General features: G+C 66.9%; 12 protein-coding genes and 1 pseudogene. 1 reads left to right on the forward strand and 12 read right to left on the reverse strand.

Translation table 11 applies throughout. The annotated features are described in order from the left end of the window. Positions 1–98: 98 nt before the first annotated feature. A pseudogene (locus BLR66_RS10425) lies at positions 99–1,382 on the reverse strand (DEAD/DEAH box helicase); the annotation flags it as partial. Positions 1,383–1,764: 382 nt separating this feature from the next. Here BLR66_RS10425 and BLR66_RS10430 point away from each other — a divergent pair. Further along, a complete protein-coding gene (locus tag BLR66_RS10430) occupies positions 1,765–2,538 on the forward strand; it encodes a Crp/Fnr family transcriptional regulator (RefSeq protein WP_093285486.1) in 774 nt (257 codons plus the stop codon). A gap of 109 nt (positions 2,539–2,647) precedes the next feature. On the opposite strand, the gene cydC is transcribed toward BLR66_RS10430, so the two are convergent. The 11 genes from cydC to ccoO form a co-directional block, all read right to left on the reverse strand. After that, the gene (gene cydC / locus BLR66_RS10435; RefSeq protein WP_093285490.1) at positions 2,648–4,294 is read right to left on the reverse strand and encodes a thiol reductant ABC exporter subunit CydC; all 1,647 of its coding nucleotides are present in this window, start codon (positions 4,292–4,294) and stop codon (positions 2,648–2,650) included. Further along, a complete protein-coding gene (cydD, locus tag BLR66_RS10440) occupies positions 4,291–6,021 on the reverse strand; it encodes a thiol reductant ABC exporter subunit CydD (RefSeq protein WP_093287755.1) in 1,731 nt (576 codons plus the stop codon). Before cydD ends, cydC begins: the two co-directional genes overlap by 4 nt. Positions 6,022–6,125: 104 nt before the next feature. Beyond that, a complete protein-coding gene (locus tag BLR66_RS10445; RefSeq protein ID WP_093285495.1) occupies positions 6,126–6,851 on the reverse strand; it encodes a sulfite exporter TauE/SafE family protein in 726 nt (241 codons plus the stop codon). Next, positions 6,841–7,041, reverse strand: coding sequence for a cbb3-type cytochrome oxidase assembly protein CcoS (gene ccoS / locus BLR66_RS10450; protein ID WP_093285498.1), 201 nt, complete (start codon positions 7,039–7,041; stop codon positions 6,841–6,843). The genes BLR66_RS10445 and ccoS overlap by 11 nt, the downstream gene beginning before the upstream one ends. Next, positions 7,038–9,431 (reverse strand): heavy metal translocating P-type ATPase, encoded by a 2,394-nt coding sequence (locus BLR66_RS10455; protein WP_093285502.1) that lies wholly within the window; start codon positions 9,429–9,431, stop codon positions 7,038–7,040. Before BLR66_RS10455 ends, ccoS begins: the two co-directional genes overlap by 4 nt. Positions 9,432–9,438: 7 nt before the next feature. Then, a complete protein-coding gene (locus BLR66_RS10460) occupies positions 9,439–9,936 on the reverse strand; it encodes a FixH family protein (RefSeq protein ID WP_093285507.1) in 498 nt (165 codons plus the stop codon). After that, the gene (locus BLR66_RS10465) at positions 9,933–11,486 is read right to left on the reverse strand and encodes a 4Fe-4S dicluster domain-containing protein (RefSeq protein ID WP_093285512.1); all 1,554 of its coding nucleotides are present in this window, start codon (positions 11,484–11,486) and stop codon (positions 9,933–9,935) included. Before BLR66_RS10465 ends, BLR66_RS10460 begins: the two co-directional genes overlap by 4 nt. A 235-nt stretch (positions 11,487–11,721) precedes the next feature. Beyond that, a complete protein-coding gene (locus BLR66_RS10470; RefSeq protein WP_093285517.1) occupies positions 11,722–12,018 on the reverse strand; it encodes a hypothetical protein in 297 nt (98 codons plus the stop codon). Next, complete coding sequence (gene ccoP / locus BLR66_RS10475) at positions 12,015–12,950, reverse strand: cytochrome-c oxidase, cbb3-type subunit III (protein ID WP_093285521.1); 936 nt, start codon at positions 12,948–12,950, stop codon at positions 12,015–12,017. Before ccoP ends, BLR66_RS10470 begins: the two co-directional genes overlap by 4 nt. Continuing rightward, positions 12,947–13,090, reverse strand: coding sequence for a cbb3-type cytochrome oxidase subunit 3 (locus BLR66_RS10480; RefSeq protein ID WP_093285526.1), 144 nt, complete (start codon positions 13,088–13,090; stop codon positions 12,947–12,949). The genes ccoP and BLR66_RS10480 overlap by 4 nt, the downstream gene beginning before the upstream one ends. A 3-nt stretch (positions 13,091–13,093) precedes the next feature. Beyond that, a complete protein-coding gene (gene ccoO, locus BLR66_RS10485) occupies positions 13,094–13,735 on the reverse strand; it encodes a cytochrome-c oxidase, cbb3-type subunit II (RefSeq protein ID WP_093285531.1) in 642 nt (213 codons plus the stop codon).

The following is a 13,735-nucleotide window of genomic DNA, read 5'->3' on the forward strand; positions in this document are numbered from 1 at the left end:
CGACTGCTATCGGTCGATCAACGCGCCGGACGCGCACCCTGACGGTACGGGTTCGGACTACGCGCACCATCGCGCTGACCGCCGGACGGATGCGCGCCGCCGCCGGTGCGCTGCTTCGGACCGGCATGCGCGTGGCGCGGCGCATCCGAATGCGGACGGCGTGCGGTGTTGGCGCGGCGCGGGGCGTTGTTGCCGCCCGGACGCTCGTTGGGCGGGTTGTCGTTGCCCCAGCGGATCGGACGCATCGGCTCGAAACCGGGCACGTCGCGGATTTCCACATCGCGCTTGAGCATGCGGGTGATCGCACGCAGCAGCTTGGCTTCGTCCTGGGCGACCAGCGAGATCGCCTCGCCCTGCGAACCGTTGCGGCCGGTACGGCCGATGCGGTGCACGTAGTCTTCGGCGACCATCGGCAGATCGAAGTTGATCACCGTGGGCAGCTGGTCGATGTCGATGCCACGGGCGGCGATATCGGTGGCCACCAGCACGTTGATGCGGCCGGCCTTGAAGTCCTTCAGCGCGCGGATGCGGGCGCCCTGGCTCTTGTTGCCGTGGATCGCCGCGGCCTTGATGCCGGACTGTTCCAGGAACTTGGTCAGCTTGTCGCAGCCGTGCTTGGTGCGGCCGAATACCAGCGTCTGCTTGCGCGAATCGGCGGCCAGGATGTGCAGCAGCAGCTCGCGCTTGCGGGTGCCGTCGACCGGGTGCACGCGGTGGGCGATGGTGTCGGCCACGGTGTTGCTGGGGGTGACCTGGATGTGCTTCGGTTCGACCATGAATTCCTGCGCCAGCTGCTTGATGCTGTCGACGAAGGTCGCCGAGAACAGCAGCGTCTGCCGGTTCTGCTTGGGCAGCTTGGTCAGGATGCGCTTGATCGCGGGCAGGAAGCCCATGTCGAGCATGCGGTCGGCTTCGTCCAGCACCAGGATCTCGATGCCCGACAGGTCCACGTTGCGGCGGTCCATGTGGTCGATCAAACGGCCGGGGGTGGCCACGATCAGGTCCACGCCGCGGCGCAGCGCGTCCTGCTGCGGGCCCATGCCGGCGCCGCCGTAGATGGTGGTGCTGGGGATGCGCAGGTACTTGCTGTAGTCGCGCAGGCTGTCGTGCACCTGCACGGCCAGTTCGCGGGTCGGGGCCAGGATCAGCGCGCGCGGCTTGCGCTGGCCGTTGACGGCCTGCGGCGAGGTGCCCAGGTGCTGCAGCAGCGGCAGGCCGAACGCGGCGGTCTTGCCGGTGCCGGTCTGCGCACCGGCCATCAGGTCGTGGCCGGCCAGGGCCAGCGGAATGGCCTGGGTCTGGATGGGGGTGGGGTTCTCGTAACCCTGTTCTTTCAGGGCACGCAGCAGGAAGGGCGAAAGCCCGAGGTTTTCAAAAGACATTCGATGAAGCTCCAGTATTCCGATCGAAACGGCCCCGGTCGTCCACGCAAGGCGCGGACGGCAGAAGACCAGTGAGGATCGAGGTATTGCCCGAAGCGTTCCCGATGAACCGCGCTGCGAGAAATGTATGCGGCCGGCGCCAAAGCGGCGGGACCGTATCTGCAAGGCGAATGGCGTCGGAGTGGGGGCGGGCGCATCGGTCCATGACGTTGAAGGCATGTGACCTGAAGGCGCCGGCGAACCCGAAGGGAAACGGACGGCCGCTTGCAAACGGGGCGCACTGTAACCGATCCCGGCCGCGAATGCTCGCGCCGCCGGCATGGGTCGTTCAGAAAGGGCGAGGAGTATCATTGCCGCATGCACGGGAAACCCCACTGCTGACATGAATTCTCCCGTCCTGCGCAGCCCCAGAGGCAAGGATGTTCCCGGCCAGATCCGGGTGGCGGCGCCGTCGCGTCGCGTCGGGACGCACGCCTGCAGCGGCTGCCTGGTGCGCCATCTGGCGGTCTGCGATGCGCTTTCGGCCGTGCAAACCGATGCGCTCGACGCGATGGCCGGCGATGTCCGCCTGCAGGCCGGGCAGATGCTGGCCCGCGAAGGCGATGTGCGGCGCTATGTCTTCACCGTCACTTCCGGCGCGCTGCGCCGCATCCGCGTGTTGCCCGACGGCCGCCGGCTGGTGGCCGGATTCCTGATGCCGGGCGATTTCATCGGTTTCAGCGGCGCTTCCCACTACCGGCACTCCATCGAAGCGATCAGCGACAGCGTGCTGTGTTCCATCGCCCAGGCCGACATGCGAGAACTGTGCGAACGCCACCCCGGACTGGAACACGAACTGCTGGAGCGGGCCTGCGTCGAACTCGATGCGACCCGCAACAATCTGATGGCGCTGGCACGAATGACGCCGTTGGAGCGTTTGGCAGGTTTCCTGCTGGACATGGCCGCGCGCCGCCAGCGCCAGGGTCTGGGCGGTAATCAGTTGGTATTGCCGATGACGCGCGCCGATATCGCCGACTATCTTGGGCTGACGGTGGAAACGGTAAGCCGGAGCTTCACCAAGCTGCGCCAGGACGGGATGATCGCGGCAAGCGATCCGCATCGCATTGAGTTGCTGGATTCCACGCGTTTGCTGGCGTTGGCGGAAGCACGGGCGTGAGCCTGCAAACCGGGCGCGAGATAAAAAAGCCGTCATCCCGGCGAAAGCCGGGACCCAACTTTCCATCGATGTGCGGCTTGGGTCCCGGCTTTCGTCGGGATGACGTTCTTTATTTTTTGAGCGCCAAGTGACCATCGATCAATCGGTAGCTCGCATGCACCATCCCTGCCGGCAGTTCGTCATGGCTGATCATCAGCACCGTGCGCGAACCGCTTGCCTGCGCCAGATCCAGTAGAAGTTCGTTGGCGGTATCGGTATCCAGCCCTTCGGTGGGCTCATCCAGCAGCAATAACGGCGTGTCGCGCAACAATGCGCGAGCGAGCGCGATGCGTCGCGACTGGCCCGCCGAAAGCGTGGCGCCATTCTCGCCGACCCACGCGTCGAGTCCCTCCGGTAGCGCGCGTATCGCGCCTTCCATCTTCACTTGCGACAGTGCCTGCCACAGCCGCGCATCGTCGGCCCCCGGCGCGCCCATGAGCAGGTTGTCGCGAACGCTGCCGGCGAACACAGCCGCGTCCTGCGGCAACCAGGCGATTTGCGCATGCCAGTCGGCCTGGGCGAATTGGCGCAGGTCGACGCCGCCGTAACGCACCGATCCGCTTTGCGGATCGCACAGCCGCAGCGCCAGCGCCAGCAGCGAACTCTTGCCGGCGCCGCTATCGCCGCCGAGTGCGACACGTTGTCCGGGAGCGACGCGGAGACTCGCTTCCCGCAATACCTCGCGCGCATCGTCGGGCCAGTGGAAGCGGACTTCCCGGAATTCCAGTTCCGCATGCGGGGGAACGGGGTAGGCCATCGCAGCGTCCATCGCCAGCGGCGTCAGCGCGGTGATCTGCCGCAGGCGCTGCTGAGAAGCGCGCGCGGCGAGCAGCGATTGCCAGGCCAGTCCGATGCCGGCGGCGGCTTCGTACACGGCGACGGTCATGAAGAACAGACCGCCCGCCGCTGCCGGCGACAGGCGGCCATCGTACGCGGCGTCCAGCAGCAACCACAGCATGGCCGGCAGCGAAACCGCAACGACGCTCGCATGCAGGGCGGTGCCCAGCGACAGGCGCGCCTTGCGTTCGCGCTCGCGCCGGGCGACTTGCGCAGTGGCTGCGTCGATATGTTCTATCCAGGCTCCGGTCGCTTCCAGGGCGGCAAGATCGGTCGCCCCTTCCAGCCCTTCCAGCACGGCGGTCCTCAGGTCTGCGCGCGCGTGCGCTCTGGCTGTTTCGACATTGTTTGCACTGCGGACGATGACGTAGGGAATGCCGACGCCCAGCGAAACCAGAACCAGGGCGAGCAACGCCCCTGCGATGGGCAACAGCAATCCCGTCACTACGACGGCGGTCAATCCCAATCCCGATAGCGCCAGCAGCGGGCCGGCGGCGCGCACCAGCAAGCCGTCCACGTTTTCGATATCGGCCACCAGCCGCGCCAGCAGGTCTCCCACCCGATGCCTTCCCAATCCCAGCGGCGCCAGTGGCAGTACTTTGCGGAAGAAATCCACACGCAGATCGCGCGCCAGTCGCAGAGTCACGTCATGGCCGACCAGCTTTTCGGCGTATCGCGACAGGATGCGCACGAAGGTCAGCGCACGTATGCCGGCGGAAGGACCGAAGAAGTTGAAGCCCATCGCGGTTACGCCGGCCAATGCGGCAGCGGTCAGGAAATGGCCGGCCAGTCCCAGCAGCGCAGTACCCGCCAGCAGCGTGAGCAGCAACAGGAGGATCGTCATCGCGATGGAGCGTGCGTGCAGCCTGAAGACGTTCATGGCGTTTGGTCACGCGCGGTGAGGACGCCTTGGGGCAGCCACAGAATCCTGTCCGCCGCGCGCGTCGCCGCCAGGCTGTGCGTGGCCAGCACCAGCGTGCGTCCGTGTGCGAATTCGGCCAATGCGGCAAGCAGCGCGGCTTCTGTTTCCGGATCCAGGAATGCAGTGGGCTCGTCCAGCAATAGGAGTTGCGGATCGCGCAGGAACACGCGCGCCAGCGCGATGCGCCGCGCTTCGCCGCCGGACAGGCCGAATCCACGTTCGCCGATCATGGTATCCAGACCGTCCGGCAGGTTCCTGGCGAAACGCATCACTTGCGCGGCTTCTGCGGCGGTGCGCAGTTCCGCTTCGGTAGCTTGCGGACGCGCCATGCGCAGGTTGTCGGCGATGCTGCCATGGAACAGATAAGGTCGCTGCGGGGCGTAGCCGATGCGCATGTTCTGCGGAATGGCCATATGTCCGCCCGCGACCGGAAGCCAGCCTGCGAGCGCATCGAGCAGCGTGCTTTTGCCGCTGCCGCTGGGGCCGACGAGTGCGAGGCGCTCGCCGGCGGCAAGATCGAAGGAGAGATGCGCCAACACGTTGCGCTGCGCACCGAGTGGGCGCAAGGCGAGATCGCGGACTTCAATCATCGCAACGGGCTTGAGCGGAAGCGCGGTCTGTGGGAGCGGCGTCCCGCCGCGAGCCTTTGCTTGTGGTTGTACCTCCGGTGCGCTTGCGCGAGTCAAGAGCTCGCGGCGGGACGCCGCTCCCACGTCTTCTGTGGCGGTGGAATCTTCCATGGCGGTTTCGATTTCATCGAGTGCGGCCAGCGCGTTGGCGCGGTCGTGGTAATGCGCGGCCAATCGGCGCAACGGCGCGTAGTATTCCGGTGCAAGCAGCAAACAGAACACGCCGGCGCCCAGAGTCAATGGAGCGGCACGCAAATCCAGCATGCCCAGGTAACTCAGGCCCAGGTAGACCGCCACCATCGCCACGCTGAGCGAGGCGAAGAATTCCAGTACCGCCGACGACAGGAAGGCGATGCGCAGGACCTTCAGGCTGCGCGCACGCACGTCTTCGGCCGCACCGCGCAGGCTTTCAAGTTCCATGGCGCCGCGGCCATACAGGCGGATCACGCCTAGTCCGCGGAGGCGGTCGGCGAAATGCCCGCCCATGCGCGCGAGCGCCTTGAGTTGTCGGCGGCTGGCCGCTTCCGCGCCCCAGCCCACCAGCATCATGAAGACCGGAACCAGCGGCAACGTCACCAGCAGGATCGTGCCGACGATGCGATCCACACAGAAGACCGCGATCAGCAATGCCAGCGGCACCGCGATCACTTCGGTGCGCGCCAGCAGATAGCCGCCGAAATAGCCTTCCATCGCATCGGCATGCGTACCCATCAGTTCGGCCAGTTCCCCGCTACGGCGCTGGCGCAGCCACAAGGGCCCGCGGCCGAGAAGCCTGCGCATGAGCTGCGCGCGCAGCTCCAGGCGGATGGCTTCCACCGCCGAGTCGCTGAAATGCCGCGCGCCCCAGCCCAATGCAGTCCGCAATAATCCAACGGCCAGCAACGCGGCAAGCGCTGCCACGCCGTCGCGCGGTGCAACCTGCGAAACCAGCACCTGTTGCATGCACCAGGCGATCGCCGCGGCCTGCGCCATCAGCAGCCAGCCGGACAGCACCGTGCACAGGCTGGCCAAACGCAGCTGCCCACGTGCCGGCTGTTCCAGTGCCCGCAGGCGCATCAGTTGCGCGTGGCGCGATGCTACGGGGGTCGCGAACGGTTCCTGATCCAACTTGGCCGATGCCTGCCCACCGGCGTCATCGTTATCGATTGCATGCATGCGGGTCATGGTGGCAGGGGCGCGCACCCCAGCGCCACCAGCGCCTCTTTCAGTGCGGGCACCTGCATCAGCCAGGGCGAAACCAGGGTGATCAACCCGGCCAGCAGCACGAAGCCCGCGGCCGCCCTGCGCAAGCCAGGGCGCTGCTGCCAGCGACCCAGGCGGGTGCCCGACCAGGTCAGGGGAATCATCATCGGCAGCGTGCCCAGCCCGAAGGCGGCCATGGTCAACGCTCCATCGCGGGCGTTGGCCTGCAGCCACGCGGCCGTGAGCAGGCTCATGCTGAGCCCGCAGGGCAGCCAACCCCACAGCATGCCCAGTGCGATCCGCCGCCATGCGCGGTCGGCGGGCAGCAGACGCTGCTGCAAGGGTTGCAGCAGGCGCCAGAAATGCGCACCCGCGCGCGGCAGAAAGGTCAGACGGCTACCCTGGCCGAACAGGCGCAGCGCCACCAGCACCAGCACCAGACCGACGGCCACGCGCAGACCCAGCACCAGCGCATCGACGCGCCACAGTTGCAGCAGGCCGCTTCCAACACCACCGACGAGTGCTCCAGCCAGCACGTAGCCGCCCACACGGCCCAGATTCACCTGCATCGCCTGCTGCCAGCCGCCCTGCGGCGAAAGCGCGGAAAACCCTGTGGCGATGCCCCCGCACATCGCCGCGCAATGCAAGCCACCCAGCAAACCGCTCAGCAGCGCGGCAAGCAGCACGGGCCAGTCAATCGGCATCGGTGGCTTCCCGTTCCGGCGTGGCGTTCGCTGCGTTGTTCGCTGCGTCGTTTTTTTCGTCGCGCAGGATGTCCAGCGCGGGCGTATCCAGGTCGTCGAACTGGCCGCCACGCACCGCGGCAACGAAAGCCCACATGGCCAGCCCCAGCAGTACCAGGCTCAGTGGTACCAGCAGCAGCAGACTGTTCATTGCGAAGTCCTTTCCGGCGTCAGGCGGGTGAGGCGCAGCGCATTGAGCGTGACGGCCAGCGAGGATAGCGCCATTCCCAGGGCGGCCAGCCATGGCGTGACCCAGCCTGCCGCCGCCAGCGGCAAGGCCAGCAGGTTGTAGCCGACGGCCCAGCTCAGGTTCTGTGCGATCACCCGCCGGCTGCGCCGGGCCAGGGCGATGGCGGCCGGAAGGCGCTGCAGGGTAGATCCGGTCATCACCAGATCGGCAGCGCGCTGGGCCAGCGGCGCGCCTTCGCCCATGGCGATGGACACGTCCGCTCCGCCCAGCACCGGGGCATCGTTCAGGCCGTCGCCGACCATGGCCACGATGCGCCCCTGCGCCTGCAGGGCACGCACCAGCGCCAGCTTGTCTTCGGGCGATTGCCGGGCATGGGCGTCGGCGATCTTCAGCGTATCGGCCAACCGCTGCACCGCCGCTTCGCCGTCGCCACTGGCCAGGTGCACGACAAGTCCTTGTGCGCGCAATGCCTGCAGTGCGGCATGCGCATCGGGGCGCGGGACTTCCCTCAGGGTGAAGCGGGCCTTGCCGCGAGTCCCATCGCCCAGCCAGAGGTGGCCATCGTCTTCGCGGCCGGCGGCGAAATCCGCGCGTCCCAATCGCCAGTACGCGCCGTCGATCCTGCCCGAGATTCCGCGTCCCGGAACCGTCTCCACTTCGTCCGCACTCTCAACCCCGGTCGGATACGCCGATAGAAAAGCGGCGGCGATGGGGTGGCCGCTGTCGCGTTCCAGCGCCGCGCCAATGGCCAGTGCGCGTGGCGCTTCGAAGCCGTCGAAGGTTTCCACTTCCTCCAGCCCGGGTCGCGCCCCACTCAAGGTGCCGGTCTTGTCGAACACGATATCGGTCGCGCGCGCCAGCGTGTCCAGCGCGTTGGCGCGGGTCGAAAGCACGCCGAGCCGGGACAGCGTGCCGTGCGCGGCGGCCAGCGCAGCGGGAACCGAAAGCGACAAAGCGCACGGGCAGCTGATCACCAGCAAAGCCAGGGTGACCTCGAAGGCGCGCTCGGGCGCATGGAAATGCCAGTACGCATACACCGCCGTGGCGCACAGCAGCAGCGCGATGACGAAGTGGTGGCCGATGCGATCCATGCGCTGCGCCACGCGGGGCCGGTGGGCCTGCGCCTGATCCACCAGACGCGACAGTTGCGACAGGCGGGTGGCGCTGCCGGTTTCGGTGATCCGTACCCGCGCGGGGCGTTCGCGGCAGGTGGTGCCGGCATACACCATGGCCCCTGCGGTCTTGCCGACCGGAAGCGATTCGCCGGTGAGCAATGCTTCCTCGAACGAAGCTTCTCCTTCCAGAAGCACGCCATCGGCCGGCACGCTGTCGCCGGCGGCGATGCGCACCACTTCGCCGGCGCGCAGCGCGCTGACCGGCACCGTTTCGCGCACGCCGCCATCGATCTCGCGGGTGGCGAATGCGGGCCGTGCCCGGGCCAGCGCGTCGACCTGGGCGGTGGCGATGTTGCGCGCGCGCTGTTCCAGCATGCGCGCGGCCAGCAGCAGGAACACGAACATCACCGCCGCGTCGTACCAGACGTGGGTACCGCCGCGCAGGGTTTCCCACAGACTGGCGAAGTAGGCCAGCAGGATCGACGTGGCGATCAGCGTATCCATGCCCAGATAGCGATTGCGCAGTTCGCGCCAGGCGCCGGCCAGGAACGGCCAGCCGGAATAGAACACCACGGGAGTGGACACCAGGAAGGTAAGCCAGCGGAAGAAATCCCGCGTCGGTACCGGCATGGTGTGGCGGGTATCCAGGTACAAGGCCTCGGCCAGCATCATCGCCTGCAGCGTGCCCAGCCCGGCCACGCCAAGCCGTATCAGCCAGCGTTTGCGTTCGGCCAGACGGGCCTGTTCGCGGGCCTCGCCGCTTGCCAGGTAGGGCCGATAGCCCAGCATAGCGATTCGATGCAGCAACCGGGACAGCGGCGTGCGCTGCGGATCCCAGGCAATGCGGATGCGGCCGGTCACGGCATTGGCGGTGCTGTCGATCACCCCGGTTTCACGGCACAGTGCGCGATCGATCAGCCAGGCGCAGGCCGCGCAGCGCATGCCATCGGTCAGCAGGATGATCTCGCGGCCACCTTCGATGCGGTGGCTGTGCCCATCGAGCAGTTCCTCCCGATCCCAGATGGACAGGTCCAGCGGCTCGGTGCCGACCCGTGCGGCTTGCGCGCTGCGCAGCCGGTAGTAATCGCCCAGGTCGGCATGGCCGATCCATTCGGCCGCCGCTGCGCAACCATTGCAACAGAACGACTGGTCCTGGCCCTGAAGGCTCATGCGGACCGGCGATGCCGACAGCGGCTCGCCGCAGTGGTAGCAGCCTGGCGAGCGGGATGCGTCCATGCGTCGGCTACCGGCCGGCGACGGCGGGAGCCAGGCGGGCGGCTTGCTGCCGTTTGAGCAGGCGTCCACGCAGGCGCCAGCTACTGTCGATGGGGAGCAGTTGCAGGCTCCAATCGTGGGAGGAATCCAGCGGGGCGTCCGCGCGCCAACCCAGTGCGCTGGGCGCAAGTTCGATGTGCAGGTCCGCGCTGGCCTGCGAGGGATGCGCCAGGACCAGGCGCAGCGGTTGGGTGTGGTCGAAATCGCCGGTGGCCGGCAGGACTTCGATCACCCCGTCCTGGGCGCGCAGCACCGCACTCAACTTGCGCTGGCTGGCCACGTTGTCCATGCCCAGATCGGCGGTCTGTACCTGCGCCACGCGCTGCACCTGGTCGCTGACGGTGTCGGCGCCACCGGAGCGCACTGCGATCACCACCAGCGTCACCCCGGCCACGATCGAGGCCAGCGGCAACCCGAACACGAGCCAGACCATGGGTTCGCGCCAGAAGCTTTTGCTGTTGGTCATCGCACCGGCCCGAAATAACTGCTGTCGATGGTTCTGGCGGCGGTGCCGTCCACGTTCTCCACATGGAAGCGCACCTCGTGGCGGCCGCCGATAGAGTCGGGAGCAGCGACGATGACCGGCAGCGACAGCACCTGTTCGGCGTTGGCCTGCACGATCTGTTCTCCATCGCGCAGGGCGATGGACGGCGTCGCCGACTCCAGGCGGATGCGGTAGCGATGCGCTTGCCGGTCTTTGTTGATCAGCTTGAGCACGTAATGGTTCTCGATGCGGCCATCGCCGGCTTCGCGGTACAGCGCGTTGCGGTCGCGCAGTACTTCGGCGATCAGCTCGCTGCGGTGCGTCACGCCCCAGGCCCAACCGCCGACCAGCGCCAGCAGGATCGTGCCGTAGACGAAGATGCGCGGGCGCGCCACGCGCGTTCGCTTGCCGTCGATGGCGTTCTGGGTGGAGTAGCGGATCAACCCCTTTTCGTAGCCCATCTTGTCCATGACTTCGTCGCAGGCGTCGATGCAGGCGCCGCAGGCGATGCATTCGTATTGCAGGCCGTTGCGGATGTCGATGCCGGTCGGGCAGACCTGTACGCAGATGGTGCAGTCGATGCAGTCGCCCAATTGGTCGGGCGCGAACTTCGGCAGCGGTTCGGCCACCACGCCGGCCCCGGCGAAGGTGATGGTGCCGTGCGCCTGCAGACGGTTGTCGGCGGCAGTGGGATGCTGGTTGGCGCGGAACACGTAGTCGTAGGCGGTGATCTTGTCCAGCAGGCCGCGCGCGCGTTGCAGCACGCTGCCTAGGCCGCGCTTGCGCGGGCCGCGCGGCTCGCCGCGCATCGGGTCGTAGGCGATGATCAGGGTATTGCGGTCGAACATGGCGCTCTGGAAGCGGGCATAGGGACACATGTATTTGCATACCTGCTCGCGCAGGAACCCGGCGTTGCCCCAGGTCGCCATGGCGTAGAACAGCACCCAGAAGGTTTCCCAACCGCTCCAGGCGAAAGGCCATGCGCGCGCCCACAGCTCAGCGATGGGAGTGAAGAAGCCGACGAAGGTAAAGCCGGTCCACAACGCGAACGCCAGCCAGATAAAGTGCTTGCCGCCCTTGCGCAGCATCTTCTCCCGGTTCCACGGACCTGCGTCCAGCTTCATGCGCTTGCCGCGGTCGCCTTCGGTCCAGCGCTCCATCCACAGAAACACTTCGGTCCATACCGTCTGCGGGCAGGCATAGCCGCAGAACAGGCGTCCTGCCAGTGCGGTGAAGAAGAACAGGGCCATGGCCGCGATGATCAGCAGCAGCGCCAGGAACAGGAAGTCCTGCGGCCAGAAGGTCAGCCCGAATACGTGGAACTTGCGCGCCGGCAGGTCGAACAGCACCGCCTGACGGCCATCCCAGCGCAGCCACGGAAACACATAGAACATGCCGAGCAGCCAGAACACCGCGGCCACCCGCAGGCGGTTCAGGCGGCCCGATATATCGCGCGGGTAGATCTTGCGTTCGCTGACGTAGAACGAGTTGCCGCCTTCGTCCACCATGTCCAGCGGGATGCGGCGGCTCATGCCGCTTCCCCATCGAGGGCCTGCGCAGGCTTGCAGGCACAGGCGGGTAGGCAGATGCGGGAACGGGCGGGAGAAGAAACGGCAGGAGGAAAGCAGTCTGGATGCATCACGGGGTTGGCTTCACCGGCGTGACGGCCGGCGTGGCGGAAGCGGCGCACTGCGGCAAGGCAAGGCGCGCACAAGGTGGTGAGGTCGCAACAATCGCTGCAGGAGGCAGGCATCGCGGGCGTTCCGTTCAATCCGGCGGCAGTGCGCGGTTGAAACGGCTGGACGGACGCAGCAGGATCCAGGTGAACAGGCTGGAAGCCGCCGAGGCCGCCCAGAACATGAAAAAACCCACGGTGTAGCCCAGTTCGCGGGTGATCGGCAGATCGGGAAAGGTCAGGTCGCGCAACGCCAGCGGATCGACGAACGCGAAGAACACCACCGTGCACACGCCGGCGCTGAAGAAACTGGGCCACAGGATGGCCCCTGCGCGCTGTGCCAGCGGTCGCGGTGGATGGTCGAAACGCGGTTCGGAGAAATCCGTCATGGCTTGCCGCCCCCGGCCGTGCTCTGCGGCTTGTTCGACAGCGACCAGACATAGGCGGCCACCAGTCGCGCGCGGGTCTCGCCCAGCACCGCGCGGTGCGCCGGCATCTGCCCGTGGCGGCCTTCGTTGATGGTCTTGGCCAGGCTTTCCTTGCTGCTGCCGTACATCCAGTAGTCGTCGGTCAGGTCGGGTGCGCCCAGTTCCGGATTGCCTTTGCCGTTGACGCCATGGCAGGCCGCGCATACGCCTTCGAAGAGCTTCTTGCCGCGGGTCGCCAGGTAATCCTTCTGCAGCGATTCGGGATAGGGCAGGGTACGCACGTAGGCGACGGTGTAATCGACCGCGTCCGGTCCATCCATGTTGCCCAGCACCTTGCCCCATTCGGGCATTACTCCCTCGCGCCCGTCCAGCACCGTTTGCAGAATCTGCTCGGGCTCGCCGCCCCAATGCCAGATGTCGTCGGTCAGGTTGGGATAGCCGATGGCGCCCTCGGCCGAGGAGCCATGGCAAGTAGCGCAGCTGTTGCTGAAGATCGAGCGCCCCAGTTCTCTCGCCCTCGGGTCGTGCGCCAGGACCGGCAGCGGCTGGCCTTCGTAAGGTGCGAAAGTCCGGGACAGCTTGGCTTCCTCGCGCGACTTGTCCAGCGCGTGTTCGCCAGCGGAGGACCACTTGCCGTAACCACGGAAACCGCCGAGACCGCCGTACCACGCCAGATAGCCGATACCGAACACGATGGTGAGGTAGAACAGGTTGATCCACCAACGGGGCAGGGGCTTGTTGTATTCGGTCAGATCGCCGTCCCAGACGTGGCTGGTGTCCTCGGGCGCCGGGTCGCCGGGCCTGCGGCGCGCGGTCCACCACAGCAGCCACACGCAACCTGCGATGTTCAGCACCACCAATACGATCACATACCACGACCATGAATGGCTCATCGGATGCTTTCCCCCTCGTTGTCTTCCAGCGGCAGCGAGGCGGCGGCATCGAAATCGGCCTTGCGCGCGGGACGCCACGCCCATGCCCAGCCGACGACGAACAGCACCAGCAACACAGCGGTCACGATTCCGGACAACATGCCTCAGCCTCCCCTTGGTGCGTGTCGGCCGAGCGCCTGCAGGTAGGCGACCACCGCATCGAGTTCGCTCTTGCCGTTCACCTCTTGCGCGGCGGCGGCGATTTCCTTGTCCGAATACGGATCGCCCAGGGTCTGCAGCGCTCGCATGCGCCTGGCCACGGTGGCGCCATCGACCGGACTGTCTTCCAGCCAGGGAAAGCCCGGCATGTTGGACTCGGGCACCACGTCGCGCGGATTGGCCAGGTGCACGCGGTGCCAATCGTCGGAATAGCGCCCGCCCACGCGCGCCAGATCGGGCCCGGTGCGCTTGCTGCCCCATTGGAACGGGCGGTCGTAGACCGATTCCCCGGCCAGCGAGAAGTGGCCGTAGCGTTCGCTTTCGAAGCGCAGGGTGCGCACCATCTGCGAGTGGCAGTTGTAGCAACCCTCGCGCACGTAGACATCGCGCCCGGCCAACTGCAGCGCCGGGTAGGGCTTGACGCCTTCCAGCGGCTCGATGGCCTCGGCCTGGTGCATGAGCGGCACGATTTCGGCCAGACCGCCGAAGGACACCGCCACGGCGATCAGGACCGCCATCAGGCCGACGTTCTTCTCTATCTTCTCGTGGCCGTTGGCATTTGCGTTGTGGGGTTTCTTGTCGCTCAC

It is taken from the genome of Pseudoxanthomonas sp. CF125 (genome assembly GCF_900104085.1).
Lineage (GTDB): Bacteria > Pseudomonadota > Gammaproteobacteria > Xanthomonadales > Xanthomonadaceae > Pseudoxanthomonas_A.